Source organism: Mycobacterium sp. (genome assembly GCF_046091765.1).
Classification (GTDB): Bacteria; Actinomycetota; Actinomycetes; order Mycobacteriales; family Mycobacteriaceae; genus Mycobacterium.
In genome coordinates, this window is sequence record NZ_JBJTCF010000023.1 from 1 (window position 1) to 15,621 (window position 15,621).

General features: G+C 72.7%; 13 protein-coding genes and 1 pseudogene. 8 read left to right on the plus strand and 6 right to left on the minus strand.

Annotated elements, in window-relative coordinates:
* Window positions 1-2 precede the first annotated feature (2 nt).
* The 3 genes from ACKOB8_RS02195 to ACKOB8_RS02205 are packed head-to-tail and all read left to right on the plus strand — an operon-like array spanning window position 3 to window position 3,724.
* On the plus strand, window positions 3-1,370 hold the full coding sequence (locus ACKOB8_RS02195) for an NAD(P)/FAD-dependent oxidoreductase (RefSeq protein ID WP_526375191.1): 1,368 nt from the start codon (window positions 3-5) through the stop codon (window positions 1,368-1,370).
* Window positions 1,371-1,377: 7 nt separating this feature from the next.
* On the plus strand, window positions 1,378-2,277 hold the full coding sequence (locus ACKOB8_RS02200) for a DNA-3-methyladenine glycosylase family protein (RefSeq protein WP_526375193.1): 900 nt from the start codon (window positions 1,378-1,380) through the stop codon (window positions 2,275-2,277).
* Window positions 2,278-2,320: 43 nt separating this feature from the next.
* Entirely contained in the window at window positions 2,321-3,724 is a 1,404-nt protein-coding gene (locus tag ACKOB8_RS02205; protein ID WP_526375195.1) for an MBL fold metallo-hydrolase, read from the plus strand.
* 3 nt (window positions 3,725-3,727) lie between these two features.
* On the opposite strand, the gene ACKOB8_RS02210 is transcribed toward ACKOB8_RS02205, so the two are convergent.
* Window positions 3,728-3,985: an HPr family phosphocarrier protein gene (locus tag ACKOB8_RS02210; protein WP_526375197.1), complete on the minus strand. Its 258-nt coding sequence runs from the start codon at window positions 3,983-3,985 to the stop codon at window positions 3,728-3,730.
* A 157-nt stretch (window positions 3,986-4,142) separates the two neighbouring features.
* Between ACKOB8_RS02210 and ACKOB8_RS02215 the strand changes: the two are divergent.
* Window positions 4,143-5,806 (plus strand): annotated as a pseudogene (locus ACKOB8_RS02215) (putative PEP-binding protein).
* On the opposite strand, the gene ACKOB8_RS02220 reads toward ACKOB8_RS02215, so the two are convergent.
* Both ACKOB8_RS02220 and ACKOB8_RS02225 read right to left on the minus strand, forming a co-directional pair.
* Window positions 5,803-7,896, minus strand: a complete 2,094-nt coding sequence (locus ACKOB8_RS02220) for an FUSC family protein (RefSeq protein ID WP_526375199.1) — start codon at window positions 7,894-7,896, stop codon at window positions 5,803-5,805. The pseudogene ACKOB8_RS02215 and the gene ACKOB8_RS02220 sit on opposite strands and share 4 nt — an antisense overlap.
* Window positions 7,893-8,456, minus strand: a complete 564-nt coding sequence (locus ACKOB8_RS02225; protein WP_526375213.1) for a TetR/AcrR family transcriptional regulator — start codon at window positions 8,454-8,456, stop codon at window positions 7,893-7,895. Before ACKOB8_RS02225 ends, ACKOB8_RS02220 begins: the two co-directional genes overlap by 4 nt.
* A gap of 74 nt (window positions 8,457-8,530) precedes the next feature.
* On the opposite strand from ACKOB8_RS02225, the gene ACKOB8_RS02230 reads away from it, so the two are divergent.
* The 4 genes from ACKOB8_RS02230 (at window position 8,531) to ACKOB8_RS02245 (ending at window position 11,848) form a co-directional block, all read left to right on the plus strand.
* Window positions 8,531-9,466: a class I SAM-dependent methyltransferase gene (locus ACKOB8_RS02230; RefSeq protein ID WP_526375201.1), complete on the plus strand. Its 936-nt coding sequence runs from the start codon at window positions 8,531-8,533 to the stop codon at window positions 9,464-9,466.
* A 29-nt stretch (window positions 9,467-9,495) separates the two neighbouring features.
* Window positions 9,496-10,356 carry an SDR family oxidoreductase gene (locus ACKOB8_RS02235; protein WP_526375203.1) on the plus strand — a complete coding sequence of 287 codons (861 nt, stop codon included), beginning with the start codon at window positions 9,496-9,498 and terminating at the stop codon, window positions 10,354-10,356.
* Window positions 10,357-10,363: 7 nt separating this feature from the next.
* On the plus strand, window positions 10,364-10,843 hold the full coding sequence (locus tag ACKOB8_RS02240; protein ID WP_526375205.1) for a DUF456 family protein: 480 nt from the start codon (window positions 10,364-10,366) through the stop codon (window positions 10,841-10,843).
* Window positions 10,844-10,975: 132 nt separating this feature from the next.
* The gene (locus tag ACKOB8_RS02245) at window positions 10,976-11,848 is read left to right on the plus strand and encodes a type IV toxin-antitoxin system AbiEi family antitoxin (protein ID WP_526375207.1); all 873 of its coding nucleotides are present in this window, start codon (window positions 10,976-10,978) and stop codon (window positions 11,846-11,848) included.
* Window positions 11,849-11,910: 62 nt separating this feature from the next.
* On the opposite strand, the gene ACKOB8_RS02250 is transcribed toward ACKOB8_RS02245, so the two are convergent.
* The 3 genes from ACKOB8_RS02250 to ACKOB8_RS02260 form a co-directional block, all read right to left on the minus strand.
* Window positions 11,911-12,705, minus strand: coding sequence for a tyrosine-protein phosphatase (locus ACKOB8_RS02250; protein ID WP_526375209.1), 795 nt, complete (start codon window positions 12,703-12,705; stop codon window positions 11,911-11,913).
* Complete coding sequence (locus ACKOB8_RS02255) at window positions 12,702-13,919, minus strand: acyl-CoA dehydrogenase family protein (protein WP_526375215.1); 1,218 nt, start codon at window positions 13,917-13,919, stop codon at window positions 12,702-12,704. The genes ACKOB8_RS02250 and ACKOB8_RS02255 overlap by 4 nt, the downstream gene beginning before the upstream one ends.
* Window positions 13,920-13,992: 73 nt before the next feature.
* Window positions 13,993-15,621, minus strand: a 1,629-nt coding sequence (locus ACKOB8_RS02260) for a glycosyl hydrolase family 18 protein (RefSeq protein ID WP_526375211.1), incomplete at its 5' end; no start/stop codon positions are given.

Sequence of the window (15,621 nt, forward strand, 5' to 3'; positions counted from 1 at the left end):
CTGTGACCACCAACGGCGCCGTCTCGCACTGGTTCGCCGAGCTGCCCACCCCGCGCCCCGCACTGCCCGGCGACCGCGACGCCGACGTGTGCATCGTCGGGGCGGGTTTCACCGGGCTGTGGACGGCCTACTCGCTCAAACAGCTCGACCCGACGCTGCGGGTGACCGTGCTGGAGGCCCGCTTCGCCGGGTTCGGCGCCTCCGGGCGCAACGGCGGCTGGCTGTCCGGCCTGGCGCCGGGCCACCGCGGCCTGCTGGCCGCCGAGCACGGCCGCGACGCCGTGCTGGCCTGGCAGCGCGCCCTCAACGACGCCGTCGACGAGGTGATCGCGGTGGCCGCCCGCGAGGGCATCGACGCCGACATCGTCAAGGGCGGCACGCTGGAGGTCGCGCGTAACCTCGCCCAGGCCCGCCGGCTGCGCGCCGAGGTCGAGGAGGAGCGCCGCTGGGGCGTGACCGACGTGCGGCTGCTCACCGCCGCCGAGGCCACCGCGCGCGTCGCCGTCGACGGGGCGGTGCTGGGTGCGTTCAACCCGCACTGCGCGCGCGTGCAGCCGGCCAAACTGGTGCGCGGGCTGGCCGAGGCCGTCGAGCGCCTCGGGGTCGACCTCTACGAGCAGACCCCGGTCAGCGCGATCGCCCCCGGGCGGGCCGACACCGCGCGCGGGACGGTGCGCGCCCCGGTGGTGCTGCGCGCCACCGAGGGGTTCACCGCCCGGATGGCCGGGCTGCGGCGGCGCTGGCTGCCGATGAACAGCGCGATGATCGCCACCGCGCCGCTGCCCGCCCAGACCTGGCAGCGCATCGGCTGGGCGGGCTGCGAGACCCTCGGGGACCTCGCGCACGGCTTCTTCTACGCCCAGCGCACCGCCGACGGGCGCATCGCCCTGGGCGGGCGGGCGGTGCCCTACCGCTACGGCTCGCGCACCGACCGCGACGGCGCGGTCGGCCAGCACACCGTCGACCACCTCACCGGGGTGCTCACCGCCGCGCTGCCGCAGACCCGCGGCGTGCCGATCGCGCACGCCTGGTGCGGGGTGCTCGCCGTGCCGCGCGACTGGACCGCCACGGTGCGCTTCGACCCGGCCACCGGACTCGGCGAGGCCGGCGGCTACGTCGGCCACGGGGTGACCGCCACCAACCTCGCCGGGCGCACCCTGGCCGACCTGGTGCTCAAGCGCCGCACCGAGCTGACCGCGCTGCCCTGGGTCGGGCACCGCTCGCGCGCCTGGGAGCCCGAACCGCTGCGCTGGCTGGGCGTGCGCGGGCTGTACACCGCCTACAAGCTCGCCGACCGCCACGAGGCCGGCGGCCGGGCTGCGACCTCCCCGATCGCCGCGCTGGCCGACCGAATCACCGGGCGCCCCTGAGGGTTTCGTGTCCCCGCCCGCCGAACGCACGCTGACCCTGCCCGGCCCGGTCAGCCCCGGCCACACCCTCGCACCGCACCGGCGCGGCCCGCGCGACCCGTGCTTCCAGGTCGACGCCGAGCGGGCGATCTGGCGCACCAGCCTGCAGCGCAGCGGCCCGGTCACCGCGCGCCTCGCGCGCACCGCCCCCGACACCGTGCACTGCCGGGCCTGGGGCGACGGGGCGGGGGAGTTCCTCGACGCGCTGCCCGCGCTGCTCGGCGCCGACGACGACCCGACCGGCTTCGCCCCGACCCACGAGGTGCTGGCCGCCGCGCAGCGCCGGGTGCCGCACCTGCGCCTCGGGCGCACCGGGCGGGTGCTGGAGGCGCTGATCCCGGCGATCCTCGAGCAGCGGGTGCCCGGCGCGGACTCGTTTCGCTCCTGGCGGCTGCTGGTCACCCGGTTCGGCACGCCCGCGCCCGGCCCCGCCCCGGCGGGCATGCGGGTGCCCCCGGCGGCGGAGGTGTGGCGGGCCATCCCGTCCTGGGAGTTCCACCGCGCCAACGTCGACCCGGGCCGGGCGCGCACCCTGGTCGGCGCCGCCCGGCGGGCTGACGCGCTGGAGCGGCTGCGCGACGCCGGGCCGCTCACCGCGCTGCCCGGGGTCGGGGTGTGGACGGCGGCCGAGACCGCCCAGCGCGCCCTGGGCGACCCCGACGCGCTCTCGGTCGGCGACTACCACCTCTCGGCGATGATCGGCTGGACGCTGCTGGGCCGGCCGGTCGACGACGCGGCGATGGTCGAACTGCTCGAACCGGTGCGCCCGCACCGCTACCGGGCGGTGCGGCTGCTGGAGGTCAGCGGCCTGGCCCGGCTGCCGCGGCGCGGCCCGCGGCTGCCGATCCAGCGGATCAGCGGGCTGTGACCCCCCGGTTGCGTATACCTCCGGGGGTATATAAAATCGGGGCATGAAGTTCACCCAGTATTACCTCGAGTGCCTCTCGCACGCCTCCTACCTGATCGGTGACGAGACCACCGGGCGCGCGGTCGTCGTCGACCCGCAGCGCGACGTCAGCGAGTACCTCGCCGACGCCGCCGAGCTCGGCATGACCATCGAGCTGGTCATCGAGACGCACTTCCACGCCGACTTCCTCTCCGGGCATCTGGAGCTGGCCGAGGCCACCGGCGCGCGCATCGTCTACTCCTCGGTGGCCCAGCCCGAGTTCGACTTCCTGGCCGTCGCCGACGGCGAGCGCTACTCGCTGGGGCAGGTCCAGCTGGAGTTCCGCCACACCCCCGGGCACACCCCGGAGTCGATGAGCATCGTGATCTACCAGACCCCGCAGGCGACCCAGCCCTACGGCGTGCTCACCGGCGACACCCTGTTCATCGGCGACGTGGGCCGCCCCGACCTGCTGGCCTCGATCGGGTTCACCCGCGACGAGCTGGCCGACAAGCTGTATGACTCGCTGCACACCAAGCTCATGCCGCTGCCCGACGCCACCCGGGTCTACCCCGCCCACGGCGCGGGATCGGCGTGCGGCAAGAACCTGTCCACCGAACTGTGGTCGACGATGGGCGAGCAGCGCACGACCAACTACGCGCTGCGCGCCCCGGACCGGGCGACCTTCGTCGAACTGGTCACCGAGGGCCAGCCGCCCGCGCCGGGCTACTTCGTCTACAACGCCATGCTCAACCGGCAGGGCCGCGAGCTTCTCGACGAGACCCGCATGCCCCCGGCGATGACCTACGACGCGATGCGCGCGGCGCTGGCCGCCGGGGCGGTCCTCGTCGACGGGCGCACGCCCGAGGAGTTCGCCACCGGACACTTCGCCGGCGCGATCAACATCGGCCTGGAGGGCCGCTACGCGGAGTTCGCCGGCTCGGTGATCACCCCCGACGTCGACCTCGTGCTGATGACCGACCCCGACCGCGTGCTGGAGGGCAAGAACCGGCTGGCCCGCATCGGCTTCGACAAAGTGATCGGCTATCTCGCCGACCCGTACACGCAGATGTTCACCCACCGCGACGACGTGCAGGTGGCCTCCCGGCTGACCACCAACGCGCTCGGCGAGCGCATCGCCGACGTGCCGGAGTTGCAGATCGTCGACGTGCGCAACCCGGGCGAGGCCGCGGCGGGCATGATCCCCGGGGCGGTCAACATCCCGGTCGGCCAGCTGCCCGGCCGGCTCGGCGAACTCGACACCCGCCGGCCGACGGTCGTCTACTGCGCGGGCGGCTACCGCTCCTCGGTGGCGGCCAGCCTGCTGCGCCGGCGCGGCTTCGACGACGTCAGCGACGTGCTCGGCGGGTACAACGCCTGGTACGACGCCTGGTACGACGCCTGGGACGACGCCACCCAGAACGCCTGAGTCTCAGGCGTCGAGGTCCTGCTCGACGAGTTCAGCGATTCGGGCCAGCACCGCCTCGTCGTCGGCCTCGACGGTCACCTGCGCGCCGTTGCCCGCGCCCAGGGTCATGATCATCAGCGCCGAGCCGGCGTCCACCGGTTCGCCGCCGTCGAGCGACAGCGTCACCGGCACACCGGCGCTGACCACCGCCTCGGCGATGACCGCGGCGGGGCGGGCGTGCAGTCCCACCGCCGAACCGACGGTGACGGTCTTGCTGGGCATGCGGACTCCTTCGTGACTTCTGCGCCTGCACAGCAAGCTACCGCCCCCCGCGACTGTGCGTCGCCGTACGCAACACGCCGCCACCCCCGTATCGGGACGCACGCTGGTGGCCGCGAACCCCGGATACGACGGCACCCCGGGTGCTGTAATCCCTTGCATGAGCAACCCGACGGTGCTGCAGGGCGTGCCCGTCGTCCCCGGCCTGCGCTACGCCCCGGTGATCACCACCGGCCGGCTGCCGAGCATCGACGACCTCGACCCCGGCGGTGAGCTGCCCGAACCCGACCGCGACACCGAGTTGGCCCGCTTCGAGCAGGCCGCCGCCGCCGTCGCCCAGAGGCTGCGCGAGCGGGCCGCGGCCGCCGCCGGCGCGGCCGCCGAGGTGCTCGGCGCGACCGCCCAACTCGCCCAGGACCGGGCCTGGCTGGGCGCGGCGCAGAAGGCGATCAAGGCCGGCATGCCCGCGATACGGGCGACCGCCGCCGCGGCCACCCAGTTCATCGAGTTGTTCACCACGATGGGCGGTCTGATGGCCGAACGGGTCACCGACCTCAAGGACATCCGCGACCGGGTGCTCGCCGAACTGGCCGGGCTGCCCGAGCCGGGCGTGCCGGTGCCCGCCGAGCCGTCGATCCTGTGCGCCGAGGACCTCGCCCCCGCCGACACCGCCGGGCTGGACCCCGCGCTGGTGGTCGGACTGGCCACCAGCCTGGGCGGGCCGACCAGCCACACCGCGATCATCGCCCGCCAGCTCGCCATCCCGTGCGTGGTCGCGGTCGGCGGGTTGGACGCCGTCGCGCCCGGCACCCCGGTGCTGCTCGACGGCACCCGCGGCACCGTGACGCTGCAGCCCGACCCGGCCGCGGCGCGCACCGCCGTGCAGGCCGCCGAGGCCGCCGCCGAGGCGAGCGCCGGCTGGCGCGGCCCCGGCGCGACCTCCGACGGGCATCCGGTGTCGATCCTGGCCAACGTCGGCGACGGTGCCGCGGCGCGCGCCAGACCCCCGCCGAGGGCATCGGGCTGTTTCGCACCGAGCTGTGCTTCCTGGACCGCGACAGCGAACCCACCGTCGCCGAGCAGGCCGACATCTACGCCGAGGTGCTCGACGCGTTCGCCGGGCGCAAGGTCGTCATCCGCACCCTCGACGCCGGCTCGGACAAGCCGCTGCGCTTCGCCCACCACGCCGACGAGGCCAACCCGGCGCTGGGCGTGCGCGGGGTGCGCATCGCGCACGGCAACCCCGCGCTGCTCGACCACCAGCTCGACGCGATCGCCGAGGCGGCCGCGCGCACCGGCGCCGCGCCGTGGGTGATGGCCCCGATGATCGCCACCCCCGACGAGGCCCGCCGTTTCGCCGAGGCGGTGCGCCGCCGCCAGCTGGTGCCCGGGGTGATGGTCGAGGTGCCCGCCGCCGCGCTGCTGGCCGACCGGATCCTGGCGCACGTGGAGTTCCTCTCCATCGGCACCAACGACCTGGCGCAGTACACGATGGCCGCCGACCGGATGTCCTCGGACCTGGCCACCCTCACCGACCCGTGGCAGCCCGGGGTGATCGCCCTGGTCGCCGCGACCGCGCGCGCCGGAGCCGCCGCCGGGAAACCGGTCGGGGTGTGCGGGGAGGCCGCCGCCGACCCGCTGCTGGCGTGCGTGCTCACCGGGCTGGGGGTCAGCTCGCTGTCGGCGGCGGCCAGCGCGGTCAGCGCCGTCGGCGCCAAACTCGCCTCGGTGACCCTGGAGCAGTGCCGCCGGGCCGCCGACGCGGTGCTGGCCACCGGCGCACCGGCCGAGGCCCGGGCGGCGGCGCTGGCGGTCCTCGGTTAGCGGGCCTGCTCGAGTTCGCCGATGTTGGCCGCCACCGTCACCAGCGGCAGCGCGGCCGCGGCCGCGAGTTCGCCCTCGGCCTCGGCCCGCAGCGCCGGGATGAACTCCTCGCCGATCGACTCCGCCGAGCCGGCCGGGTCGGTGCCGTCGAGTTGGCCGCGCAGCGCGGCGGTGTGCGCCTCGATGACCTTGCGCGCCCGCGGGTAGACCGTCAGCGGCGGCGGCACCAGATCGGCGATCAGGTCGGCGCTGGTGCGCACCCGCGCGATCAGACCGCTGGCCTGAAGTTCGGTCGCGTCGACGGCGCCGCCGTTCTCCGCCACGTAGGTGCGAAACGCGTCGCCGTAGGTGCGCACCGCGACGAGGCTGTCCTGGTGCAGCGCGGTGATCCGGTCGTCGATCTGCTCGGAGGCGCCGCGGGTGACCCGTTCGACCGTCGCCGCCAGATAGTGCGCGTTGACCGCCATCGCCCCGGCGATCGCGCGGTGCACCGCGCTCGCCGCGCCGCCGGGCCACAGCAACAGCGAGACCACCATCGCGACCAGCGCCCCCACCACGACGTCCTCGAGGCGCACCAGTCCGATCTGCCAGCCGGTCGGCAACTCCAGGTTGAACACGATCAGCACCATCATGGTGAACATCGCCTGGCTCGCGGTGAACGAACCCACCGCGGTGACGTAGGTCGAGCCGAACGCGACCAGCGGCAGCAACGCCAACAGCACCGGCCGGTCCACCCCGAGCACCGTGATCACCGAGGCGCCGATGACGAACCCGATCACCGTGCCGGTCACCGCGCGCACCGCCGTGGTCCGCGTGCTCAGCGCGCCGCTGCGCAGCACCGCCAGTGCGCCCAACGCCACCCACGGAGCGTTCTGCACCGGCAGCACGAGTGTGACGACCAGTGCCAGCGCCAGGCCCGTGCCGGTGCGCACGCTGTTGAGCACGGTGATCGAGCGGGTGCTGACGTAGCCGCCCAGCGAGGTGATCGCCGTCCACCGGGTGAACACCCGGTCGGCGACGCCGGTCTCGGGCAGTTGGCGCTCGAACAGCTTGGCCCACCACGGCCGGGCCTCGGTGGCTGCCGCGGCGGCGACGATCCGCCCGACCAGACCGATCGTGGCGCTGATGATGCGCCCCTGGAACAGCGCGCGGCCCAGCCCGACCGCGGCGGCGTCGTCGGGGGCGTCGAGGACGTCGTCGATCTCGTTGCGGTAGCGGTTGAGCACGGCGTCGCGGTGCGCGCTCAGCGCGTCGTCGAGTTCCCCGCGGGCCCGCCCGTGCGGGTCGGCGCGCCCTGGTGCGTCGAGCACGGCGGCCGCCGCCCGCAGCACCCGGGTGGCCGGCGGGGTCAGCGATCCGAGCAACGCCGCGGTGTCCGGGCCGACCCGGGCGCACAGCCACCCCAGGTTGGGGATCACCCGGATCAGCGCGCGGCTGCCCGCGGTCATGGTGACCGGCCGCACCGCGGCGCCGAGGAACCCCGAGCGCAGGGTGTCCATCGCGATGGTGAGCTCCTCGGCGGTGGCGGCGCCGGTGAGCCGGTCGGCCAGCGCGGTGCACACCGCCCCGGTCTGCCGGCGCAGCTGGCCGGTGTAGCGCGGCGGGAACACCAGCAGCGCGGCGGGTACGCAGATCACCACCGCGATCACCCAGCCGAACAACCGGTCGCCCAGCGGACCGACCGGGCGCAGGCACACCGGCAGCACGAAGGTGATCAGCGTGGCGCGCTGTCCGGCCGCGATGACCGGGTTGAGCAGACCGAGGAAACTGACCACCGCCCCGACGACGAAGCACAGCGGCACCGACACCCACGGGTGCGGCGCGGTCAGCGTCGCCACGGTGATCAGCCCCGCGCCGACGACCGCCAGCCCGAGGTAACCCTGCGCGCGCAGGACGGCGCCGCCGGGGAAGTCCGCGGCGATCAGCAGGGCGATCGCCCCGAAGAGGCTGAACACCGGGGTCTGGGTGCCGTCGCCGACGGCGAACCCGACCGCCGCGGCCAGCGGGATGAAGATCGCCGCGCGCAGTGCGCGCCGCGCGCCGTCGCCCTCGGGGTCGCGGGCCCGGATCCGCTCGGCGAGTGCGCTCACCGCGGCGGGACGCCGGCGAAGCGGCCCGACTCCAGGTCCTCGAGCATCAGGGTGGACACCCACTCGTACACCCGGGGGTCGCGCTGCAGCGTCGACTGTTCGTAGCCGATGAGCAGATACACCGCCCAGTGCGCGAACACCTCGGCCTGACGCGGATCGCCGACGATCTCGAGGGCGTACTCGTAGCACACCGTGAAGCGCTGCCGGTCGACCTCGACCTGCACGGCGTGCACGTCGGGGTCCACCGAACTCCAGGCGCGGATGGCGGCCTCGGCACCGTGCGGCAGTGCCAGCGCGGTCTGGATGATCACCCGCACCCGCTTGCGCGGGTCGGGCTCGGCGCGGAACATCTCGGCCAGTCGCACGGTGCGGTCCTGCATCCAGTACCCCACCAGCTCGCGGGTGTAGGCCTGCCAGCCGGTGAAGTAGTGGTAGAACGATCCGGTCGTCACCCCCAGCCGGGCGCACACCTCGGCCAGCTTGAGTCCGCCCAGACCGCGGTCGGCGAGGATCTCCAGACCGGTCTCGAAGTAGGACTCCCGGGTCGCCACGGTCGGCATGGTCATAGACAGTAGGCCAGCGCCGGGGCAGGACCGTTCCAGTAGACGATCTAACTGTCGCTAGGATGACGCTCATGAGCAGCCTGCGCAGCGACGACGACACCTGGGACATCGCCACCAGCGTGGGGGCGACCGCGGTGATGGTCGCCGCCGCCCGCGCCCGCGAGACCGAAAGCGACGACCCGCTCATCCGCGACCCCTACGCCCGGATGCTGGTCGCCGGGGCGGGCACCGGCATGTGGGACAACTTCCTCGAGGAGTCGCTGCCGGCGCGGATGGCCGAGATCGACCCCGACGCCGCGGCGGTCTTCACCAACATGCTCGGCTACCAGGCGGTGCGCACGCTGTTCTTCGACACCTTCTACACCGAGGCCGCCGAGGCCGGCATCCGCCAGATCGTCATCCTGGCCGCCGGGCTGGACTCGCGCGCCTACCGGCTGAACTGGCCGGCGGGCACCGTCGTCTACGAGGTCGACCAGCCCAAGGTGCTGGAGTACAAGGCCGCGCGGCTGCGCGAGCACGGCGTCGAGCCGACCGCCGAACGCCGCGAGGTTGCCGTCGATCTGCGCCAGGACTGGCCGGCCGCGCTGGTGCGCGCGGGCTTCGACGCGTCCCGGCCGACCGCGTGGCTGGCCGAGGGTCTGCTGATGTACCTGCCCGCCGAGGCCCAGGACCGGTTGTTCGAGTTGGTCACCGAACTGAGCGCCCCGGGCAGCCGGCTGTCCGCCGAGGCGGTCGAGTTCCACGACGAGGAGCGCCGCGCGGTGATGCGCGAACGCTTCGAGAAGATGACCGATCAACTCGGCCTGGACCGCTCGGTGGACATCCAGGAGCTGACCTACAACGACCCGCACCGCGCGAACCTGGTCGAGTGGCTCACCGCGCACGGCTGGAGCGCGACGGGCACCGGGTCGGCCGACGAGATGAAGCGTCTCGACCGGTGGACCGACGTGCCCGCCCTGCAGGAGACCGACAGTTACTCCACCTACGTCATCGCCCAGCGCACCTGATTCACGACCGTCCCGAGGAAGGAACCCCCATGCCCGGAGTGCAGGACCGAGTCATCGTCGTCACCGGCGCCGGCGGCGGACTGGGCCGCGAGTACGCGCTGACCCTGGCCCGCGAGGGCGCCAGCGTCGTGGTCAACGACCTCGGCGGCGCCCGCGACGGCACCGGCGCGGGATCGGCGATGGCCGACCAGGTGGTCGCCGAGATCACCGGGGCCGGCGGCCGGGCGGTGGCCACCTACGACTCGGTGGCCGACGCCGCCGGCGCCGAGGACAGCGTCAAGACCGCCCTCGAGGAGTTCGGCGCCATCCACGGCGTGGTGAGCAACGCCGGCATCCTGCGCGACGGCACCTTCCACAAGATGACGTTCGACAGCTGGGACGCGGTGGTCAAGGTGCACCTCTACGGCGGCTACCACGTCATCCGCGCGGCCTGGCCGCACTTCCGGGAGCAGTCCTACGGCCGCATCGTGGTGGCCACCTCCACCAGCGGACTGTTCGGCAACTTCGGGCAGGCCAACTACAGCGCCGCCAAACTGGGTCTGGTCGGGCTGATCAACACGCTGGCCCAGGAGGGCGCCAAGTACAACATCAAGGCCAACGCGCTGGCGCCGATCGCGGCCACCCGGATGACCGAGGACATCCTGCCGCCCGAGCTGTTCAAGAAGCTCACCCCCGAGTACGTCGCGCCGGTGGTGGGCTACCTGTGCGGCGAGGAGGTGCCCGACTCCGGGTCGGTGTTCATCGTCGGCGGCGGCAAGGTGCAGCGGGCCGCGCTGTTCCAGAACGACGGCGTGACCTTCGACCACGTGCCGAGCGTCGACGACATCGCCGCGAACTGGTCGGCCATCGACGACCTCTCGGCGCCGAAGCTGGCCGGCTTCAAGCTCTGACGCGCAGGTGACGACCGGCGGCGTGATCTTGGTCGCCGTGGCCATCGCCGTCGGCCTGGCCGGCATCCTGGTGCCGGTGCTGCCCGGCACGCTGCTGGTCTGGGCGGCGATCGCGGTGTGGGCGGTGCTCGAGCGCACCACGTCGGCGTGGGTGGTGCTCGGCGTCGTCACCGGTGTGCTCGCCGCGGGGCTGCTGGTGAAATACCTCTGGCCGGCCCGGCGGATGCGCGCCGCCGACGTCAGCAACCGCTCCCTGATCGCCGGTGCGGTGCTGGGCATCATCGGGTTCTTCGTCGTCCCGGTCGTCGGTCTGCTGATCGGCTTCGTGCTGGGCGTCTATCTCGCGGAGTTCGTCCAGCGCCGCGACCGCCGGCAGGCCTGGGCGTCGACGGTGCACGCCCTCAAGGGGGTGGCCCTGTCGGTGGGCGTGGAACTGGCCGCCGCGCTGCTGGCGACGGCGGTGTGGGTCGTCGGCGTCCTCGCCTAACCCCCCGTTGTGCAGTTTCATCCCCAACACGCCGCCCAGCCCGTATCGATCGACACACTCGCGGGGCCGGGCTGTGCATAACCGCCCCTCGGCGTCGACGCGTCGGCCGATCCGGCTGCCATCGTGCGGGGCATGCAGCCGATCCCCCACCCGTTTCGGGCGGCCGAGGCCCTCGACGCGGGTCTGCTGACCTTTCGCGAACTGCGCCGGTTCCACACCGCCGTCTACCCCGGCGTCTGGGTGGCCCGCGGGGCCGACCTCACCCCGACGGCCCGGGCCCGGGCGGCGTGGCTGTGGTCGGGGAGACGCGGGGTGCTGGCCAGCCTGTCGGCCTCGGCGCTGCACGGCGCCCGCTGGATCGAGCCGAACAACGCGGCCGAACTCGTGCACACCAACCGACGTCCGCCCCGGTTGATCGTGGTCCGCGGTGACCGGTTGCTCGACGGCGAAACCCAGTTCGTCGACGACCTGCCGGTGACCACCCCGGCCCGCACCGCCTTCGACCTCGGCCGGCGCCTCACACCCCGCCACTCCGTGCCGCGCATCGACGCGCTGATGAACGCCACCGACGTCAAGCCCGAGGAGATCGACGCCGTCATCGCCCGTCACCCCCGGGTCCGCGGGTTGCGCAACCTGCGCTGGGTGCTGCGCATCATCGACGGCGGCGCGGAGTCACCGTATGAGTCGATGACCCGAATGCTGCTCGTGCAGAACGGATTTCCGCGGCCGCAGACCCAGGTGCGGGTCTGTGACCCCGACGGGTCCGTGGTGGCCCGCCTCGACATGGGATGGCCGCAGTGGCGGGTGGGCGTGGACTTCGACGGGGCCCATCACTGGACCGATCCGCGCCAGTACACCAGGGATATCGAGCGCTACGCGCAGCTTGCCGACCTCGGGTGGACCGACATCCGGCTGACCAGCGGGATGCTGCACGACAATCCGCGGGGCTTCCTCGACCGGGTCGGTGCCGCTCTGCTGGCCCGCGGCTGCCCGCGAACCTGGTAGACGAGGGTGCATCTGGATACGCCTGCACCGGTGGGTTGCGGATGAAACCGCACAGCGGGGGGTTAGCCGAGCAGGCGCGCGCGCAGAAGCGCGACGTCGTCGTCGGTGACGCCCGCGGCGGTCAGATAGCCCGCCAGCCCGCCGTAGGTCTCATCGAGCACCCGGCGGGCGGCGACCAGGTACTCCTCGCGCACCCCGAGCACCTCGTCGGTCAGCCGGGACGCGGCGAAGGACACCACCTCGTCGGTCATGCCCTCGCGGCTGCGCATCGTCTCCAGGATGCGCGCGCGCAACCGGGCGACCGCGTCGTTGCTGCGCAGGTAGTCGGCCAGGATCGCGTCGCGGTCCACCCCGGCGGCCTCGCAGGCCACCGCGACGGCGAAGCCGGTGCGATCCTTGCCCGCGAAGCAGTGCACCAGCACCGGCCGGTCCTGCCCGAGCAGCGTGACGACGCGGTGCACCGCGCGCCGCGCGCCGGCCAGGGTGGGGAAGCGCTCGTACTCGCCGGTCATCCAGCGCAGCGCCGCCTCGGCGGGGTCCTCGTCGGACGGTTCGGTGAGCATCTTGTTCCAGCTCGACTCGTGCGGGGACTCGCCGTCGTGGGTGTGGCTGACTTCCGGGAACGGAAGGTTGTGCACCGCAACACCCTCGGGCACCGCCCCCGGCCCCCGGCGCTGGAGCTCGGCGGGGGAGCGCAAGTCGGCGACGTCGGTGACGCCGACCTCGGTCAGGATCAGCCGCCCGGCGTCGTCGAGGTTGGACAGCTCACTGGAGCGGAACAGCCGCCCGGGAAGCACACCGGTGGTCTCGGCGACGTCCCGGAAGTTCCACGCGCCGGACAGCCGCTCGTGGCTCACCGGCGGATCGCCGCGGCGGCCAGCGGCCCCGGCTCGCGGCCGAGTTCGGCCCGCGCGACCGTGCGCAGGTGCACCTCGTCGGGACCGTCGAAGATCCGCATCGCCCGGTGCCAGCCGTACATCCGCGCCAGCGGGAAGTCGTCGCTGACCCCGCCGCCGCCGTGCACCTGGATGGCCCGGTCGATCACGGTGCAGGCCATCAGCGGGGCGACCGCCTTGATCTGGGAGACCAGGGCGAAGGCGGCCCGGTTGCCGTGCTGGTCGATGGTCCAGGCGGCCTTTTCGCACAGCAGCCGCGCCTGGTCGATCTCGTTGCGGCTCAGCGCGATCTGCTGCTGCACCATGCCCTGCTCGGCCAGCGGCTTGCCGAACGCGATGCGGGTGCGGGCCCGTTCGGTCATCAGCGCCAGCGCCCGCTCGGCCACCCCGATCGCGCGCATGCAGTGGTGGATGCGCCCCGGGCCGAGCCGCGCCTGGGCGATCGCGAATCCCATGCCCTCCTCGGCGAGCAGGTTCGTCGCGGGCACCCGGACGTTGTCGTAGACCACCTCGGCGTGGCCGTGCTGGTCCTGCCAGCCGAACACCGACGTGGAGCGCAGCAGGGTGACCCCCGGTGTGTCGACGGGCACCAGGATCATCGACTGCTGCTGGTGGCTGGCGGCGTCGGGGTTGGTGCGGCCCATCACGATGAGCACCTTGCAGCGCGGATCGTTGGCGCCCGACGTCCACCACTTGCGGCCGTTGATCACGTAGTCGCCGCCGTCGCGCACGATCGAGGTCTGGATGTTGCGGGCGTCGCTGGAGGCCACCGCCGGCTCGGTCATCGAGAACGCGCTGCGGATCTCCCCGTCGAGTAGCGGCTTGAGCCACTGGCGCTGCTGCTCCTCGGTGCCGAACATGTGCAGCACCTCCATGTTGCCGGTGTCCGGCGCCGCGCAGTTGATCACCTCGGGGGCGATCTCGGTGCTCCACCCGGTCAGCTCGGCCAGCGGCGCGTACTCCAGGTTGCTCAGTCCGGAGACCGCGGGCAGGAACAGGTTCCACAGCCCGCGCTCCCGGGCCTTCTTCTTGAGGTCCTCGACGACCGGGGGCACGGTGAAGTCCCCGGGGCCCGCCGCGGCGCGGTAGTCGTCGTAGGACTTCTCCGCCGGCAGCACCTCGGAGACCATGAACTCGGTCAGTCGCTGGTGGTAATCGGCGGCCTTGGCTGACAGGGCGAAGTCCACGGCGATCCCCTTCCGCTGGCTTGGGCTCGCTTCAACCCTATGCCACCGGCGTCAGCTCACCTCAGACGGAAGGCGGGGTCACCGGCAACGGCGTGATCACCCCGTCGCCGCCGATGATCCGTTCGCTCTTCAGGCCCGACCGGTTGCGGATCTTGGTCAGGTCCTCCTTGAGCACCAGCGCCGAGTAGCCGGCCTTGACCAGGCTCTCCGGAGAGTCCAGCGCGTCGTTGGTGATGTCCCAGAACATCATCCCGCCCAGACCCAGCGCCTGGGCCCACTGCGCCTTCTGGGCGATCGAGGTGGGTGTCTCGAACGAGCTGAACAGCTTCAGCGTCGGGTTGTAGACGTAGGCCGCCTGGGCCTTGTCGTCCCAGAAGAGCTGCCAGCCGCTGTTGGGGTCCTGCACCTGGCGCAGCAGATCCTTGTAGTCGTAGACGCCGGCCTCGAAGGTGCCCGGAGCCGCGCCGCTGGCGCCCTCCAGGTATCCGCCGTCGCCGCCGTCGGCGACACCGCTCCAGCCCCGCGTGTACAGCGGCGCCCCGAGCACGATCTTGCTCGGGCTCACCCCGGAGGCCAGATAGAGGTCGACCGCGGTCTTGATGTCGTAGCCGTTGGCGTCGCCGGTGAAGGCCGACTGGTGGCCGGTGGTCTTCTCCCAGGTGCCGTGGAAGTCATACGACATCAGGTTGAAGAAGTCGACGCTGGGTGCCAGACCGGCCAGGTTGAAGTTGGCGATCTTGTCGTATCCGGCCGGCGAGGCCACCGAGATGTCGTACTTGCGGCCCAGCTGCTGGCCCAGCGTGGTGAGCTTGCTGCGCACCACCTTGAGCAGTTCGGCGTAGTTCGCGCCGTCATTGGGGCTGACCGAGTTGCTCTCCAGCCCGCCGCCGCCCGGGTACTCCCAGTCGAAGTCGACGCCGTCGAACATCCGGTAGGTGTTGAGGAAGGTGACGATCGAGTTCGCCATCTTCTCCCGGCCCGCGGCGGTGGCGGCGACGGTGCTGAAGTTGCCCGACAGCGTCCAGCCGCCGATCGCGATGCTCACCCGCAGGTGCGGGTACTTCGCCTTGAGTTGGGCGAGCTGATTGAAGTTGCCCCACACGGTCTGCTGCGAACGCGGATCGGTCGGCGGGTAGTACCACGCGTCGGCCTCACCGGTGACCGTCTCGTTGGCGGCGAAGCGCTTGTCGACGGCGGCGAAGCTGTCGTACAGCGCCACCTCCCCGGTGGGCTTGACGTCCAGGAACGCGTAGATGACGTGGGTCAGCTGCTCGGCCGGGATGTCGGCGACCTGGAAGTTGCGGCCGTAGATCCCCCACTCGGGGAAGTACGCCGCCAGCACCTTGTCGTAGCTGGCGATCGGCAGCGACGTCCCCGGTGTGGTGGTGGTGTCGTCGTTGGTGATGGTGCCTGTGGCCGTCGCGGTCGCCAGAGTCGCGCCGGTGGGGTTGGTCAGCGTGACGGTGAACGTCTCAGTGGGCTCCACGGTGGTGTCGCCGGTGACGTTGACGCTGATCTGCTGGGAGACGACCCCCGGGGCGAAGCTCACGGTGCCACTGGCCGCGGTGTAGTCCTGCCCGGCCGTCGCGGTCCCGTTGGCCGTCGCATAGCCCACCGTCACCGTGGTGGTCGCCGCCTTGGACAGCGACACCGTGAAGCGCGCCGTGGAGCTGCCCGAGTTGCCCTCGGC

What these genes read in the sequence shown, in the direction of transcription:
- ACKOB8_RS02225 (WP_526375213.1), bottom strand. Translation starts at nt 8,456, where the DNA reads ATGCCGACCGTGGCGACCCGGGAGTCCTACTTCGAGACCGGTCTGGAG.
- ACKOB8_RS02235 (WP_526375203.1), top strand. Translation starts at nt 9,496, where the DNA reads ATGCCCGGAGTGCAGGACCGAGTCATCGTCGTCACCGGCGCCGGCGGC.
- ACKOB8_RS02245 (WP_526375207.1), top strand. Translation starts at nt 10,976, where the DNA reads ATGCAGCCGATCCCCCACCCGTTTCGGGCGGCCGAGGCCCTCGACGCG.
- ACKOB8_RS02205 (WP_526375195.1), top strand. Translation starts at nt 2,321, where the DNA reads ATGAAGTTCACCCAGTATTACCTCGAGTGCCTCTCGCACGCCTCCTAC.
- ACKOB8_RS02230 (WP_526375201.1), top strand. Translation starts at nt 8,531, where the DNA reads ATGAGCAGCCTGCGCAGCGACGACGACACCTGGGACATCGCCACCAGC.
- ACKOB8_RS02210 (WP_526375197.1), bottom strand. Translation starts at nt 3,985, where the DNA reads ATGCCCAGCAAGACCGTCACCGTCGGTTCGGCGGTGGGACTGCACGCC.